General features: G+C 58.2%; 13 protein-coding genes. 7 read left to right on the top strand and 6 right to left on the bottom strand.

Translation table 11 applies throughout. The features are described from left to right. Positions 1-837, bottom strand: an 837-nt coding sequence (locus tag HMPREF9538_RS02850) for a THUMP domain-containing protein (protein WP_009486257.1), incomplete at its 3' end; no start/stop codon positions are given. Between the two features lie 99 nt (positions 838-936). Between HMPREF9538_RS02850 and HMPREF9538_RS02845 the strand changes: the two genes are divergently transcribed. Then, entirely contained in the window at positions 937-2046 is a 1110-nt protein-coding gene (locus HMPREF9538_RS02845) for a YcbX family protein (protein ID WP_002898310.1), read from the top strand. On the opposite strand, the gene zapC is transcribed toward HMPREF9538_RS02845, so the two are convergent. After that, positions 2043-2585 (bottom strand): cell division protein ZapC, encoded by a 543-nt coding sequence (gene zapC / locus HMPREF9538_RS02840; RefSeq protein ID WP_009486259.1) that lies wholly within the window; start codon positions 2583-2585, stop codon positions 2043-2045. The genes HMPREF9538_RS02845 and zapC overlap by 4 nt on opposite strands. 169 nt (positions 2586-2754) lie before the next feature. Further along, positions 2755-3765: a quinone-dependent dihydroorotate dehydrogenase gene (gene pyrD, locus HMPREF9538_RS02835; RefSeq protein WP_002898303.1), complete on the bottom strand. Its 1011-nt coding sequence runs from the start codon at positions 3763-3765 to the stop codon at positions 2755-2757. 249 nt (positions 3766-4014) lie between these two features. Between pyrD and ssuE the strand changes: the two genes are divergently transcribed. Genes ssuE through ssuB form a run of 5 tightly spaced genes read left to right on the top strand, consistent with a single transcriptional unit; the run spans position 4015 to position 8259 of the window. Next, on the top strand, positions 4015-4590 hold the full coding sequence (ssuE, locus tag HMPREF9538_RS02830; RefSeq protein WP_002898296.1) for an NADPH-dependent FMN reductase: 576 nt from the start codon (positions 4015-4017) through the stop codon (positions 4588-4590). Beyond that, entirely contained in the window at positions 4583-5545 is a 963-nt protein-coding gene (locus HMPREF9538_RS02825; protein ID WP_004224027.1) for a sulfonate ABC transporter substrate-binding protein, read from the top strand. Before ssuE ends, HMPREF9538_RS02825 begins: the two co-directional genes overlap by 8 nt. After that, positions 5542-6687 (top strand): FMNH2-dependent alkanesulfonate monooxygenase, encoded by a 1146-nt coding sequence (gene ssuD / locus HMPREF9538_RS02820; protein WP_002898293.1) that lies wholly within the window; start codon positions 5542-5544, stop codon positions 6685-6687. Before HMPREF9538_RS02825 ends, ssuD begins: the two co-directional genes overlap by 4 nt. A 10-nt stretch (positions 6688-6697) precedes the next feature. Then, positions 6698-7489: an aliphatic sulfonate ABC transporter permease SsuC gene (gene ssuC, locus HMPREF9538_RS02815; protein WP_004141755.1), complete on the top strand. Its 792-nt coding sequence runs from the start codon at positions 6698-6700 to the stop codon at positions 7487-7489. Continuing rightward, positions 7486-8259: an aliphatic sulfonates ABC transporter ATP-binding protein gene (gene ssuB, locus HMPREF9538_RS02810; RefSeq protein ID WP_004150838.1), complete on the top strand. Its 774-nt coding sequence runs from the start codon at positions 7486-7488 to the stop codon at positions 8257-8259. Before ssuC ends, ssuB begins: the two co-directional genes overlap by 4 nt. A gap of 204 nt (positions 8260-8463) precedes the next feature. On the opposite strand, the gene pepN is transcribed toward ssuB, so the two are convergent. Then, on the bottom strand, positions 8464-11079 hold the full coding sequence (gene pepN / locus HMPREF9538_RS02805; RefSeq protein WP_002898220.1) for an aminopeptidase N: 2616 nt from the start codon (positions 11077-11079) through the stop codon (positions 8464-8466). A gap of 326 nt (positions 11080-11405) precedes the next feature. On the opposite strand from pepN, the gene pncB reads away from it, so the two are divergent. Then, positions 11406-12608 carry a nicotinate phosphoribosyltransferase gene (gene pncB / locus HMPREF9538_RS02800; protein ID WP_032457258.1) on the top strand — a complete coding sequence of 401 codons (1203 nt, stop codon included), beginning with the start codon at positions 11406-11408 and terminating at the stop codon, positions 12606-12608. A 42-nt stretch (positions 12609-12650) separates the two neighbouring features. Here the strand turns inward: pncB and HMPREF9538_RS02795 are convergent, their stop codons facing one another. Together HMPREF9538_RS02795 and HMPREF9538_RS02790 are read right to left on the bottom strand one after the other, a co-directional pair. Then, entirely contained in the window at positions 12651-13817 is a 1167-nt protein-coding gene (locus tag HMPREF9538_RS02795) for a M20 aminoacylase family protein (RefSeq protein WP_004147828.1), read from the bottom strand. A gap of 18 nt (positions 13818-13835) precedes the next feature. Beyond that, the gene (locus HMPREF9538_RS02790) at positions 13836-15014 is read right to left on the bottom strand and encodes a Zn-dependent hydrolase (RefSeq protein ID WP_071813937.1); all 1179 of its coding nucleotides are present in this window, start codon (positions 15012-15014) and stop codon (positions 13836-13838) included. Positions 15015-15022: the final 8 nt, after the last annotated feature.

The following is a 15022-nucleotide window of genomic DNA, read 5'->3' on the forward strand; positions in this document are numbered from 1 at the left end:
GCGGGGGGGGGGGGGGGGGGGGCGCGCGGGCTCGATCGCGCGCGCGTCGACGTCTGAGCCGTAGAAGCGTGACTCATACGCTGCCAATCCCTGACGAGCGCGGGTTTGCGCTTCCGCCTTCACCTCTTTCCAGATGGCGTCATCGTGCTGCGCCCAGCCGCCAAAGCCCCAGTGGCCGCGGTGCAGGCCCGGCGCGCGGTCGGTCGCCAGCATCGCCGCTTCAATCAGCAGGGTACCGGAGCCGCACATCGGATCGAGCAGCGGCGTACCCGGTACCCAGCCAGAGCGCATGACGATCGCCGCCGCGAGATTTTCTTTGATCGGCGCCATTCCGGTACCATCGCGATAGCCGCGCAGGTGCAGGCCTTCGCCGCTCAGATCCAGCGAGATGTGCGCCGTCTCTTTGTTCAGCCAGACGTTGATCCGCAGATCGGGCGACTCACGATCGACGTTCGGGCGCGGTAGATTCTTACGGGTGAAGCTGTCGACAATGGCGTCTTTAACCTTCAGCGCGCCGTACTGGCTGTTACGGATCTCGTCATTGAGGCCGCTAAAATGCACCGCGAAGGTGGCGCCAGGGTTGAACATCTCCGTCCACGGAATGGCCTGTACGCCGAGGTACAGATCCAGATCGCTGTATACGCGACATTCGCCCAGCGGCAGCATGATGCGCGAAGCCAGCCGGCTCCACATCAGGCTTTGATACAGCAGGCGCGTATCCCCCTGAAAATGGACCCCGCCCTGGACTACCTGGCAGTCCGTCGCGCCAAGCCCTTCCAGTTCAGTTTTTAACAGCTCTTCCAGCCCACGAGCCGTACTGGCAAACAGAGAATTCATATCGTCACTTTTACTTAAAGAAAATTGGTGCGCATTATAGCCAATATGTGCCCTATGTCATAAAGTTATAAGCTTATTTTTGGAACCCGGAGGCAGCGTATGGTAACGCTATCGCGACTTTTTATTCATCCTGTTAAATCCATGCGCGGCATAGGCCTGACCCACGCCTTTGCTGATATCAGCGGCCTGGCCTTCGATCGCCTGTTTATGGTCACCGAAACCGACGGGACCTTTATTACCGCTCGCCAGTTTCCGCAAATGGTGAAATTTATTCCGGCGCCGCTGCATGATGGCCTTCACCTGACCGCACCGGACGGCAGCAGCGCCGTGGTGCGTTTTAGCGATTTCGCCACGCAGGCCGAGCCGACCGAAGTCTGGGGCAACCATTTTACCGCCCTCATCGCGCCCGCCGCCGTTAACCAGTGGCTCAGCGGCTTTTTCAAGCGCGATGTCCAGCTGCGCTGGCTGGGGCCGCAGCTAACCCGCCGGGTAAAGCGCCATGATGCGGTGCCGCTCTCCTTCGCCGACGGCTACCCTTACCTGCTGGCTAACGAGGCCTCCCTGCGCGATCTGCAACAGCGCTGCCCGGCCAGCGTAAGCATAGAACAGTTTCGCCCTAACCTTGTGGTCACCGGCGCGGCGGCCTGGGATGAAGATAGCTGGAAAGTGATCCGCATCGGCGAGGTGGTGTTTGATGTCGCTAAGCCGTGCAGCCGCTGCATTTTTACCACCGTCAGCCCGGAGCGCGGTCAGAAGCATCCCGCCGGGGAGCCGCTGGAAACCTTAAAGCGTTTTCGTACCGCGCTGGACAATGGCGATGTCGATTTTGGCCAGAACCTGATTGCCCGCAACAGCGGGGTGATCCGGGTGGGAGATGAAGTGGAAATCCTTACCCGCGGCCCGGCGAAAGCCTACGGGGCAGGTGAAAGCGACGATACCCCGGCTCCCGAGGCGCAGCAGCAGGCTACGGTTGCCATCGAATGGCAGGGTCAACAGTTTACCGGCAATAACCAGCAGGTGCTGCTGGAGCAACTGGAACAACAGGGCATTCGCGTACCCTATTCGTGTCGGGCGGGGATCTGCGGCAGCTGCCGCATCCGGCTGGAAGAGGGAGAAGTGAGTCCGTTAAAGAAAAACGCGGTTGCCGGGGATGGCACTATTCTCGCCTGCAGCTGTGTACCGAAAACAGCGCTACGCCTGGCGCCTTAAACCGCCTGCCCCAGACTGTAGCTGACCGCGCTCTGCGCCGGCTGCAGTCTGTCATTCATGATTTTAATGACATCGCCCAGCTGCATGACGCGGCCGGCAAGGATGAGACCCGGCTGAGCCAACAGACAGAGCGCGGCGTTATCGCCCGGCTCCACCACCAGTAAATTCACCTGCTCGCCGGTATCGCTCAGCCAAACGCAGGCGGCGTCGCCGCCGCTCGGCTGCCAGTGATGGGTATGGGCGATAAAGTGCCAGCTTTTTGGCATCTGCGGTTTGAGAAAACGGATGGCGGTGAGCGCGTTAAGGACTAATTCCGCCCGCTGCTCTTTCGATAGCTCGAGATCGCGACATTTTTCTTCAAAAGAGAAATAGAGCGCGGCGTCATCAACGCAAAATCCCGAAGGGGCAAAGGCATCCGGAGTCAGCATGCGCCGGGCGAAGCGCGAGCGAAATAACATGCCATTGGCCAGATCGAGCATCATGCGGTCGTGCTCTTCATCGTAATACCAACGCCAGTTATCGTCAGGTTTAATCCGCATTTTTCCCCCTGTCCCCTTTCATACGCCTCTGCAAAGTTGTTGCGACTTACCGCAGAATATTTTCTAAAATTAAGAAAAGTCTAAAATGTTTAAATAAGCAACAGTGAGGGAATATAAAACAACCAGGGCCGGAAATAAAGCCCTGGGTGGGATTCAGAGGAGGAAAAGATTAGATGTGGGTAACAATTTCTTTAATCAGCGGCGGACCTTTAAAAATAAATCCAGAATAGATCTGCACCAGCGATGCCCCGGCGGCAATCTTTTCCCGCGCGGCAATCACCGAATCAATGCCGCCCACGCCGATGATAGGCAAACGGCCATTCAGCTCAGCGGAGAGCATACGGATAATTTCAGTGCTTTTTAATTGTAATGGACGACCGCTAAGCCCGCCGGTCTCATCGCAATGTTTCATTCCCTGAACCAGGGAACGATCGAGGGTGGTATTGGTTGCAATCACGCCATCAATATTATGACGCACGAGGCTATCGGCAACCTGGATCAATTCCTCAGGCAAAAGATCCGGCGCGATCTTTACGGCGACCGGGACATATTTTTGATGCTTCTGCTGCAGCTCGAGCTGCTTATTTTTAATACCGGAGAGTAAATCATCCAGCGCTTCGCCGTATTGCAGCGTGCGCAGCCCTGGGGTATTCGGCGAGGAGATATTAATGGCGATATACCCGGCGTACGGATAGACTTTTTCCATACAAATCAGGTAATCATCTTTCCCGTGCTCAACCGGCGTATCTTTATTTTTGCCGATATTGATACCCAGCACGCCGTCAAAATGCGCCTTTTTCACATTCTCAACCAGGTTATCGACGCCATGGTTATTAAAGCCCATGCGGTTGATCAATCCCTCGGCATCAACCAGACGGAAGATCCTTGGCTTATCGTTGCCCGGCTGCGGACGCGGCGTCACGGTGCCGATCTCAATCGAACCAAACCCCATCGCGCCCAGCGCGTCAATGCATTCCCCATTTTTATCCAGCCCGGCCGCCAGACCCAGCGGGTTTTTAAAGGTTAGCCCCATGCAGGTGACAGGCCTGGCCGGTACCTTCTGGCGAACCAGCATTTCCAGCGGCGTCCCGGTGACACGGCGTAATTGTTGAAAGGTAACTTCATGAGCGCGCTCAGGATCGAGCTGAAAAAGGGCTTTACGAACGAAGGGGTAGTACATGAACTCTCCTGGATTCCCGGTGTGCAAACCGGGGGCGTATTATGTGCGATCTGTTGCGGAAAGGGAATTGACCTGCGACAAAAAATCCCCCATCAGCGCAAACGATTACCTACCCCGCGCGCCATTATGCGCTTTTCGGCTATCTAACCGCGGATAAATCATTTAGGGAAATAATGGCCCTCTGTCACACTCACTATAAATGTTATCAATTATAGATAAATGCAAACATTTAGTTATAAGGAGAGAGAGATGCGCGTCATTACGCTTGCGGGCAGCCCGCGTTACCCTTCCCGTTCCAGCGCTTTGCTGGAATACGCCAGAGAGACGCTCACCGCCGCCGATATCGAAGTCTGCCACTGGCATCTGCAGAACTTTGCCCCGGAAGACCTCCTGTACGCTCGTTTTGACAACCCGGCGCTGCAGACGCTCAACGAACAGCTGGCCGGGGCTGATGGCCTGATCATCGCCACGCCGGTGTATAAAGCCTCGTTCTCCGGCGCGCTGAAAACGCTGCTCGACCTGCTGCCTGAGCGAGCGCTGGAGGGCAAAATTGTGCTGCCGCTGGCCACCGGCGGCACCATCGCTCACATGCTGGCGGTGGACTACGCGCTGAAGCCAGTGCTGAATGCCCTCAAGGCCCAGGAGATCCTCCATGGCGTCTTCGCTGATGACAGCCAGGTGACCGATTACCAGCATAAGCCGCAGTTTACCGCGAATCTGCAGCGGCGCCTTGATGACGCCCTGGAGACCTTCTGGCAGGCGCTGCATCGCCCCAGCAGCCGTGCGCCGTCGTTAACATCTCTGCGTGGGGTGGAGCATGCTTAATCCTCTCCGCGCCCTGACTCTGGGCGGACTGCTGCTATTCTCTACGCTGGGTCACGCCGCCCCGGCGGCGCCTGACGCTCTGCGCATCGGCTACCAGAAAGGCAGCGTCAGCATGGTGCTGGCGAAGAGCCATCAGCTGCTGGAGCAGCGCTATCCGCAAACCCATATCTCGTGGATTGAGTTCCCGGCCGGTCCGCAGATGCTGGAGGCGCTGAACGTCGGCAGCATTGATATCGGCAGTACCGGCGATATTCCGCCTATCTTTGCCCAGGCGGCAGGCGCCGATTTGGTCTATATCGGCGCGGAGCCGCCCAAGCCCAAGGCGGAGGTGATCCTGGTGGCGCAGGGCAGCCCGATTCATAACGTTGCTGAGTTAAAAGGGAAAAAGGTCGCTTTCCAGAAAGGCTCCAGCTCTCACAATCTGCTGCTGCGCGCCCTACAGCTCGCAGGTCTGAAATTTAGCGATATTCAGCCGGTTTACCTTGCTCCCGCCGATGCGCGCGCCGCCTTCCAGCAGGGCAATGTCGACGCATGGGCCATCTGGGATCCGTACTACTCCGCCGCGCTGCTGCAGGGCGGCGCCCGGGTACTCACTGACGGAACCGATCTGAAACAGACGGGATCCTTCTATCTTGCTTCCCGGCCCTACGCTGAACGCAATGGCGCTTTCATTGAAGGCGTACTCGACACCTTTACTCAGGCCGATGCCCTGACCCACAGCCAACGCGCGCAAAGCATTACGCTGCTGGCGAAAACGATGGGCTTACCGGAGGCGGTGATCGCCAGCTATCTGGACCATCGTCCCCCCACCGCGGTTACCCCGGTGAGCGCCGAAACCGCCGCTCGCCAGCAGCAGACGGCAGACCTGTTCTACGAGAACAAGCTGGTGCCACAAAAAGTTGATATCCGGGCCCGCATTTGGCAGCCCACCGCCACACAAGGAGCGAAATCATGAGTCTGAATATGTTCTGGTTTTTACCGACCCATGGTGATGGTCGTTATCTGGGTACCGAAGAGGGTGCCCGTCCGGTCGATTATGGCTATCTGCAGCAAATCGCGCAGACGGCGGATCGGCTGGGCTTCACCGGCGTGCTGATCCCGACCGGACGCTCTTGTGAGGATGCGTGGCTGGTCGCGGCCTCAATGATCCCGGTGACGCAGCGGCTGAAGTTCCTTGTCGCCCTCAGGCCAAGCGTGGTATCGCCGACGGTGGCCGCGCGTCAGGCGGCGACCCTGGACCGGCTGTCAAACGGCCGGGCGCTGTTCAATCTGGTCACCGGCAGCGATCCTGCCGAACTGGCAGGCGACGGCGTCTTCCTCGACCACACCGAGCGCTATGAGGCCTCGGCTGAATTTACCCACATCTGGCGCAAGCTGATGGAGGGAGAAACCGTCACCTTTAACGGCAAGCATCAGCGCGTTCGCGACGCCAAACTGCTGTTTCCGCCACTGCAGCAGCCGCGTCCCCCCCTCTATTTCGGCGGCTCGTCTGAGGTAGCGCAGGAGCTGGCCGCTGAGCAGGTCGATCTTTATCTTACCTGGGGAGAACCGCCGGCCCAGGTGGCAGAGAAAATAGCTCAGGTGCGAGAGAAAGCCGCCCGGCATGGTCGCCAGGTGCGTTTTGGCATCCGTCTGCACGTGATCGTCAGGGAAACCAACGAGGAAGCGTGGCAGGCGGCGGACAGCCTTATCTCCCATCTTGACGACGAGACGATCGCCCGCGCCCAGGCGGCTTTCGCCAGAACCGACTCCGTTGGCCAGCAAAGGATGGCGGCCCTGCACAACGGGCGACGCGATAAGCTGGAAATCAGCCCCAACCTGTGGGCTGGCGTGGGTTTAGCGCGCGGCGGCGCCGGGACCGCGCTGGTGGGCGATGCCGCCACCGTTGCCGAAAGGATCAATGAATACGCCGCGCTGGGTATCGATAGCTTTATCTTTTCCGGCTATCCGCATCTGGAAGAGGCGTACCGGGTCGGAGAGCTGCTGTTCCCCCTGCTTGACGTCGCGGTGCCGTCCATCCCGCAGCCGCAAAACCTGCGTCTGCAGGGGGAAGCGGTCGCCAACGAGTTTATTCCGCGTAAAGTAGCGCAAAGCTGAGGAGACCGTGATGGCAAAATCAACCCATCCCCTGTTGTTACGCCTCGCCCCCTGGCTGCTGCCGGTAGGGACGGTCATTGTCTGGCAGCTGGCCTCGTCCGTCGGCTGGCTGTCGACGCGGGTGCTGCCCTCGCCGGAGGGGGTATTGAAAGCGTTCTGGACCCTCTCGGCCAGCGGTGAGCTGTGGCAGCATCTGGCCATCAGCTCATGGCGGGCGCTGGTCGGCTTCGCCATCGGCGGCTCGATCGGGCTAATACTCGGCCTGATCAGCGGCCTGTCTCGCTGGGGCGAGCGTCTGCTGGATACCTCGATCCAGATGCTGCGCAATGTCCCGCATCTGGCGCTGATCCCGCTGGTGATCTTGTGGTTCGGCATCGATGAGACCGCCAAGATCTTCCTTGTCTCGCTGGGCACCCTGTTCCCGATCTATATCAACACCTGGCACGGGATCCGCAATATTGACCGTGGGCTGGTTGAGATGGCGCGCAGCTATGGCTTATCCGGCTTCGCCCTGTTCCGTCACGTGATATTACCCGGCGCCCTGCCCTCAGTTATGGTCGGCGTGCGTTTTGCCCTTGGTCTGATGTGGCTGACGCTTATTGTCGCCGAAACTATCTCGGCGAATGCCGGCATCGGTTATCTGGCGATGAACGCGCGTGAATTTCTGCAAACCGACGTGGTGGTAGTGGCGATCATTCTTTACGCCATCCTTGGCAAACTGGCCGACGTCTGCGCCCAGCTGCTGGAACGGCTCTGGCTGCGCTGGAATCCGGCGTATCATCTTCAGGAGGCTAACGCATGAACACTGCCCGTCTCAACCCAGGTATCCCGCTGCTGCTGAACGGGGTGACGAAACGCTATGGCGACAACACCATTCTTAACGAGCTGGATCTGCATATTCCCAGCGGCCAGTTTGTGGCGGTGGTGGGCCGCAGCGGCGGCGGCAAAAGTACCCTGCTGCGCCTGCTGGCAGGTCTGGAAAAACCAAACGCCGGCGAGCTGCTGGCGGGCGCGACGCCCCTGGCGGCAATCCAGGACGACACCCGGATGATGTTTCAGGATGCGCGCCTGCTGCCGTGGAAAACAGTGATTGATAACGTGGGGCTGGGGCTAAAAGGCGCCTGGCGCGACGCCGCCCTGCAGGCGTTGGCCAGCGTCGGACTTGAAAGCCGCGCACAGGAGTGGCCGGCCGCGCTGTCGGGTGGGCAGAAGCAGCGCGTTGCGCTGGCCCGCGCGCTGATCCATCGCCCGCGCCTGCTGCTGCTGGACGAACCGCTGGGGGCGCTGGATGCCCTCACCCGTCTGGAGATGCAGGAGCTGATCGTCTCCCTGTGGCAGGAGCATGGCTTTACGGTCCTGCTGGTCACGCACGACGTCAGTGAAGCGGTGGCCATGGCCGATCGGGTACTGTTAATTGAAGAGAAGAAGATTGGCCTCGATTTAAGCGTGGATATCCCGCGACCGCGGCGCACCGGTTCGGCGAAGCTGGCCGAGCTGGAGGCTGAAGTACTGGATCGGGTGATGAAACGCGGCGACAGCGAGCGTGCGCCGCGTTTGTTTAGTCATGGCTGACCGGCGTTACTGTCCGCTGTCTGAACGGGGGCATATCGTCATCCGACATGTCCCCGGCTCGCGCGTTGCACAGCCGGGCTACCAACGCCAAATCAGCCGTGTATTCCAGGTCGGGTAAGCATCGCGCCGCCCGACAACATCACCACGTTAACGGGTAACCCGGACAGGGCGCAAGGCGCGCCGCAGCCCGGGGTTATGCCACCGTTACGCCAGCGCCTTACTGATTTTCTCGAACAGGTCGCCAGAGAGATTCTCCAGCCCCTTCAGCTGCTCCAGCGCGGCGCGCATCAGCGCCTGTCGCTTCTCATCATAACGCTTCAGACGAATCAACGGCTCAATCAGGCGCGACGCCACCTGCGGGTTACGCTGGTTAAGCTCGGTCAGCATCTCCACCAGGAACTGATAGCCGCTGCCATCTTCAGCATGGAACGCCGCCGGGTTGCTGCTGGCGAAAGCGCCGATTAACGAGCGCACACGGTTCGGGTTGCTCATGCTGAACGAACGGTGGTTCAGCAGACCGCGCACGGTTTCCACCACGTTGGCTGCCGGGCTGGTGGACTGCAGGATAAACCACTTATCCATCACCAGACCGTCCTGATGCCATTTGTCATCGTACTCCTGCATCAGCGCATCGCGGCACGGCAACTCAGCGGCAACCGCCGCCGACAGGGCGGCCAGCGCGTCGGTCATGTTATCTGCCTGGTGATACTGCGTCGCCACCAGCTTATCGCCCAGCGTCGGTTCCGCAAACGCCAGATAGCGCAGGCAGGTATTGCGCAGAGCACGTTTACCAATATCGGCGTGCTCCACCCGATAGCTGTCGAGCTTATTGGCGTTATAAACCGCGAGGAATTCGTCCGCCAGTTCGTTCGCCAGGGTGCGGGTGAGCGCTTCGCGCACGGCGGCGATGGCGATCGGATCGATAATCGCGAACATCTCGGCGATTTCGTTGGCTGACGGCAGGGTTAAGATCTCAGCGGCCAGCGCCGGATCAATCTTCTCATCCAGCAGGATGGCGCGGAAGGCATCCGCTACGTGCACCGGCAGCGACAGCGGCTGCCCCTGCTGATGGCGGTTGACGTTCAGCTTGATGTAAGTCGCCAGCAGGCTCTGCGCCGCATCCCAGCGCGAGAAATCATTCCGCGCGTGACGCATCAGGAAGGTCAGCTGCTGATCGCTCCACTTGTATTCCAGTTTCACAGGCGCTGAAAATTCGCACAGCAGCGCCGGCACCGGCTGGAAATAAACGTTATCGAAGACAAACGTCTGCTCGGCCTGGGTCACATTAAGCACCGGGTGTACCGGGTGGCCACCCTTCTGCAGGGGGATCACCTTGCCCTCGTTATCGTACAGCTCAATGGCAAACGGGATATGCAGCGGCTGCTTCTCGGCCTGCTCGGCGGTCGGCGGCGTACGCTGGCTGATGGTCAACGTATACTGCTCGGTCTCCGGATTATAGTCGTCATGCACGGTGACGATTGGCGTACCGGACTGGCTGTACCAGAGGCGGAAGTGCGACAGGTCGACGTTAGAGGCATCTTCCATCGCCTGCACGAAATCGTCGCAGGTGGCGGCGCTGCCGTCATGGCGTTCAAAGTACAGCTGCATCCCTTTCTGGAAGTTTTCTTCACCCAGCAGGGTGTGCAACATGCGGATCACTTCGGCACCCTTTTCATAGACCGTCAGGGTGTAGAAGTTGTTCATCTCGATAACCATATCCGGACGGATCGGGTGCGCCATCGGGCTGGCGTCTTCGGCAAACTGCAGCCCGCGCATGGTGCGCACGTTGTTGATGCGGTTCACCGCCCGTGAGCCGAGGTCGGAACTGAACTCCTGATCGCGGAACACGGTCAGCCCCTCTTTCAGGCTGAGCTGGAACCAGTCACGACAGGTGACGCGGTTGCCGGTCCAGTTATGGAAATATTCATGACCAATCACGCGCTCAATATCGAGGTAGTCTTTATCGGTGGCGGTATCGGTACGAGCCAGAACATATTTGGAGTTAAAGACGTTGAGTCCTTTGTTCTCCATGGCACCCATATTAAAGAAGTCGACGGCGACAATCATATAGATATCGAGGTCGTACTCGAGGCCAAAGCGCTCCTCATCCCACTTCATAGAGTTTTTCAGCGAGGTCATCGCCCAGGGCGCGCGATCGAGGTTGCCGCGATCGACGTACAGCTCCAGCGCCACTTCGCGGCCAGAGCGGGTGCGGAATGAATCGCGCAGGACGTCAAAATCACCGGCCACCAGCGCAAACAGATAGCACGGCTTCGGGAACGGATCCTGCCACTGTACCCAGTGACGACCGTTCTCCAGCTCCCCTTCCGCCATACGGTTGCCGTTGGAAAGCAGGAACGGGTATTTCGCTTTATCGGCGATAATTTTGGTGGTAAAGCGCGCCAGCACATCCGGACGGTCCAGATACCAGGTGATATGGCGGAAACCTTCCGCTTCGCACTGGGTGCACAGCGCTTCGCCTGACTGATACAGGCCTTCCAGCGCGGTGTTCGCCGCCGGGCTGATCTCATTGACGATGGTCAGGGTGAAATGCTCCGGCAGGCCGCCGATCACCAGCTGATTGTTTTCTTCTTTATAGTCACTCCACGGCTGGCCGTTCACCTGCAGAGCGATCAGGGTCAGATCTTCGCCGTCCAGGCGCAATGGCACATCAGACGCAGCCGCGTGGCGGGAGACCTTGCTTTCGGCCGTAACAACGGTTTTTGCGGCATCCAGGTCAAAGGTCAAATCGATATCGCTAATCAGATACTCCGGCGCACGATAGTCGTGGCGGTATTTGGCTTGGGGCTGTTGTGTCATAAAAAACCTTTAGCATCTTCGGTAAAGTGTCGTCCCAGTCTATTCCTGTTGTGTCAATCGCGCTATGCAGAATCTTCATCTTTTCAACGTGAAACACGGAAATCGCTACATTTTGTTAACACTCGCGGCACGAAATGCCCTCGACCCGACGCAAAGCTTGTGGTGTGATCCATGTTCAATATATTAAACTAGGCCTCGCAAATGACCGTCAGCGTCACCATTGCTCGCCATCGCGGGACAGAGTCGGGTAATAAAGGTATACTCCGCCTCCATTTTCCGCGTTGGTTTCGATGGAACGCTCCAGTGAGAGGATGCTACTGCGCACCATGACACAATTCACTTCTCCTGTACTGCACTCGCTGCTTGATACGGATGCCTATAAGCTGCACATGCAGCAGGCTGTCTTCCACCGCTACGGCGATGTGCATGTGGCGGCGGAGTTTCGCTGCCGCGGAGACGACCTGCTCGGCATCTATGCCGACGCGATCCGCGAGCAGGTGGAGTCCATGCGCGACCTGAGGCTGCGGGATGATGAATATCGCTGGCTGTCCACCCTTCCCTTTTTTCGCCAGGATTACCTCAACTGGCTGCGCGATTTTCGCTATGACCCGAGCCAGGTCACGGTCAGCAATGACAATGGTAAGCTGAACATTCGCCTTACCGGCCCATGGCAGGAAGCCATCATGTGGGAAGTCCCGCTGCTGGCGGTGATAAGCGAGTTGGTCCATCGCTATCGTTCACCAGAGATGGGCGTCGATCAGGCGCTCAACACGCTGGAACATAAGCTAGGCGACTTCGCCACTATGACCGCTGACCTCGACATGAGCGCCTTCCGTCTGATGGACTTCGGCACCCGCCGTCGTTTCTCACGCGAGGTGCAGGAAGGTATTGTGCGGCGTCTGCAGCAGGAACCATGGTTTGTCGGCACCAGCAATTACGATCTGGCGCGCCGTCTGAATTTAACCCCGATGGGTACCCAGGCCCATGAGTGGTTCCAGGCCCACCAGCAGATCAGCCCCAGCCTTGCCAGCAGCCAGCGGGCGGCCCTTGCCGCCTGGCTGGAAGAGTATCCCGACCAGCTGGGCATCGCGCTGACCGACTGCATCACTATGGATGCGTTCCTGCGCGATTTCGGTCCGGAATTCGCCACCCGCTATCAGGGGTTGCGCCACGATTCCGGCGACCCGGTGGAATGGGGAGAAAAAGCTATCGCCCATTATCAGAAGCTGGGTATCGATCCGCTGAGCAAAGTGCTGGTCTTCTCCGACAATCTCGACCTGGCCAAAGCCGTCGATCTGTATCGCCACTTCGCCTCGCGGGTGAAGCTCAGCTTTGGGATCGGCACCCGTTTAACCTGCGATCTGCCGCTGGTTAAACCGCTCAATATCGTGATTAAGCTGGTGGAATGTAACGGCAAGCCGGTGGCGAAACTCTCCGACAGCCCGGGGAAAACCATCTGCCACGATAAGGCCTTCGTCCGCGCCCTGCGCGAGGCTTTCGACCTGCCGCCGATTAAAAAGGCAAGCTAAAAAACATGGCCCGACGGCATTCTGCTATCGGGCCAATCAATATCACTCCTGCGGCAAACGGGCTCTGACGACCTCGGCAAAATACTCCGCGCCAGTTAGCAATATCTCATCATTAAAGTCGTAGCAGGCATTATGCAACGGTGTATTGCCCTGAGCATCTGAACTATCGCCGTTGCCTAAAAAGATGAAACAGCCGGGGATTTTTTGCAGAAAAGCGCCAAAATCCTCCGAAATCATCATCTGTGCGACGTTGCCGTCCACCTTCTCAGCCCCTACCACGTTAATCGCAGCGGTGACCGCTACATCAACGCATTGCTGCCAGTTCACCGTTGGCGCAAATTCATGGGTATAGCTGAACTGGCACGTCGCACCGTGCATCGCGCAAATCGCTTCGCTAATGGTACGCATTCGTTCTTCGAGCAGCATCTGCACCTCCGGTGCAAAGCTGCGCGTATCCCCTTTGATTTCGACGTGCGTCGGAATCGCATTGCGGATGCCATCGGTGTGCAGTTCAGTACAGGAAATGACCGCTGGCACGTTCGGATCAACATTTCGCGAAACAATTGTCTGCAAAGCCAGGATGATTTCCGCCGCAATGACCAGCGGATCTTTCGCCATATGCGGCCGCGCCGCATGCGCTCCCTGCCCTTTAATACGAATAATAAAGTTATCTTCACTGGCCATAATGCCACCGACTCGCGTGGCGATAGTCCCGGCTTTCATACCCGGCATATTATGCAGACCGTAGATTTCCTCTATGCCAAAGCGTTCAATAACGCCATCGTCCATCATCGCTCTGGCGCCATAGCCAGGTTCCTCAGCAGGCTGAAAAACAAAGCAGACCGTGCCGTTAAAATTCTGCCGCTGCAATAGCAACTGCGCCGCGCCCAGCGCAATGCAGGTATGACCATCATGTCCGCAGCCGTGCATCCGCTCGGCGGTCATGGAGCGGTAAGACCAGTCTCCCTGTTCGGTCAATTGAATGGCATCGATATCGGCACGAATAGCGATAACGCCCTTCCCGTCGCCGCATTTCAATCTCCCCACCACCCCGGTTTTGCCAATATCGCGGTGCACCTCAATGCCCATAGCTTCGAGCTTTTCGGCAATAAACCGTGAAGTATTCTGCTCCTCGAAGGCGCTTTCCGGATGGGCATGCAAATAGTGACGCCAGGCGATAAGCTGCTGCTTTAGCTGTTGCTGATTCATTCTCTGCTCCTGTAAACATTAGTCCATACGCTGGGCGCGCTGTAAAACCACCTGCAGCAGCACATTGGCGCCAGCAATCAGATCTTTGGCTGCGCTATGTTCTTTGACGTTATGGCTAATGCCATCGACGCAGGGGACAAAAATCATCCCGGCGGGACATACCGACGCCATAAATTGTGCATCGTGTCCGGCGCCGCTTGGCAAACGTCGGTAACTGAGCGCCTGACGCTCCGCCTCGGCTTCCACCGCATTGACGATCTCATCGGCAAAGATGACCGGATTAAAGCGCACCAGTGAGCGGCTGGTTATCTCCACGCCCTCTTCCTGCGACGTTTTCGCGACAAATTCGGCCAATTGCTGCTCCGCCAGACATAAGATCGCATTATCGGTATTGCGGAGATCCACTGACATGACGACATGGTTGGGAATGACGTTGATTAGATTAGGCTTCACGCTGAAATGTCCAACGGTAGCTACCTGATTACCACCAAGGCTTAGCGCCAGCTCACGGGCAAAAACAGCGATTTTCGCAGCCGCCAGCCCGGCATCACGTCTCATGGACATTGGGGTTGTACCCGCATGATTCGATACGCCTCTCAGGGTTAATTCCTGCCACGAAATACCCTGTACGCCGGTAACCACGCCAATATCAATCTGCTCTTTATCAAGAATTGGTCCCTGTTCGATATGCAGCTCAACGTAGCTATCTACCGCCATATCTCCCGGCTGACGTTCGCCTTTATAACCAATGTTACGCAGCGCTTCATCGAGCGTGATACCGTCGATATCTTTTGCCGCGAGCGCCTGCGCCAACGGATACTCGCCGGCAAACACCACGCTGCCCATCATATCGGGCTGAAATCGCACCCCCTCCTCGTTAGTAAAGAAGGTTACCGCCAACGGTCGTCGGGTGCGGATCCCGGCATCCTGGAGGGTGGCAATCACCTCAAGGCCGGCCATAACGCCGTAGTTGCCATCGTATAACCCACCTGTGGCGACGGTATCGATATGTGACCCCATCATCACCATCGGCAACGTTTCCTCGCCGTGATAAACGCCGGTGACATTACCGATAGCATCAATTGACACGCTCAGGCCCAGCGCCTTCATGCGGGCTACAACAAAGTCCCTGCCGGCTTTATCTTCGGCAGTCCCGCGCCCCGCGCGGGGGCACACCCCCCCCCCCCCGCCCCCCACCCCCCCCC

Source organism: Klebsiella sp. MS 92-3 (assembly GCF_000195655.1).
GTDB classification, from domain to species: domain Bacteria; phylum Pseudomonadota; class Gammaproteobacteria; order Enterobacterales; family Enterobacteriaceae; genus Klebsiella; species Klebsiella pneumoniae.

What these genes read in the sequence shown, in the direction of transcription:
- pyrD (WP_002898303.1), bottom strand. Translation starts at nt 3,765, where the DNA reads ATGTACTACCCCTTCGTTCGTAAAGCCCTTTTTCAGCTCGATCCTGAG.
- ssuC (WP_004141755.1), top strand. Translation starts at nt 6,698, where the DNA reads ATGGCAAAATCAACCCATCCCCTGTTGTTACGCCTCGCCCCCTGGCTG.
- zapC (WP_009486259.1), bottom strand. Translation starts at nt 2,585, where the DNA reads ATGCGGATTAAACCTGACGATAACTGGCGTTGGTATTACGATGAAGAG.
- pncB (WP_032457258.1), top strand. Translation starts at nt 11,406, where the DNA reads ATGACACAATTCACTTCTCCTGTACTGCACTCGCTGCTTGATACGGAT.
- HMPREF9538_RS02845 (WP_002898310.1), top strand. Translation starts at nt 937, where the DNA reads ATGGTAACGCTATCGCGACTTTTTATTCATCCTGTTAAATCCATGCGC.
- ssuB (WP_004150838.1), top strand. Translation starts at nt 7,486, where the DNA reads ATGAACACTGCCCGTCTCAACCCAGGTATCCCGCTGCTGCTGAACGGG.
- pepN (WP_002898220.1), bottom strand. Translation starts at nt 11,079, where the DNA reads ATGACACAACAGCCCCAAGCCAAATACCGCCACGACTATCGTGCGCCG.
- HMPREF9538_RS02795 (WP_004147828.1), bottom strand. Translation starts at nt 13,817, where the DNA reads ATGAATCAGCAACAGCTAAAGCAGCAGCTTATCGCCTGGCGTCACTAT.
- HMPREF9538_RS02825 (WP_004224027.1), top strand. Translation starts at nt 4,583, where the DNA reads ATGCTTAATCCTCTCCGCGCCCTGACTCTGGGCGGACTGCTGCTATTC.
- ssuE (WP_002898296.1), top strand. Translation starts at nt 4,015, where the DNA reads ATGCGCGTCATTACGCTTGCGGGCAGCCCGCGTTACCCTTCCCGTTCC.
- ssuD (WP_002898293.1), top strand. Translation starts at nt 5,542, where the DNA reads ATGAGTCTGAATATGTTCTGGTTTTTACCGACCCATGGTGATGGTCGT.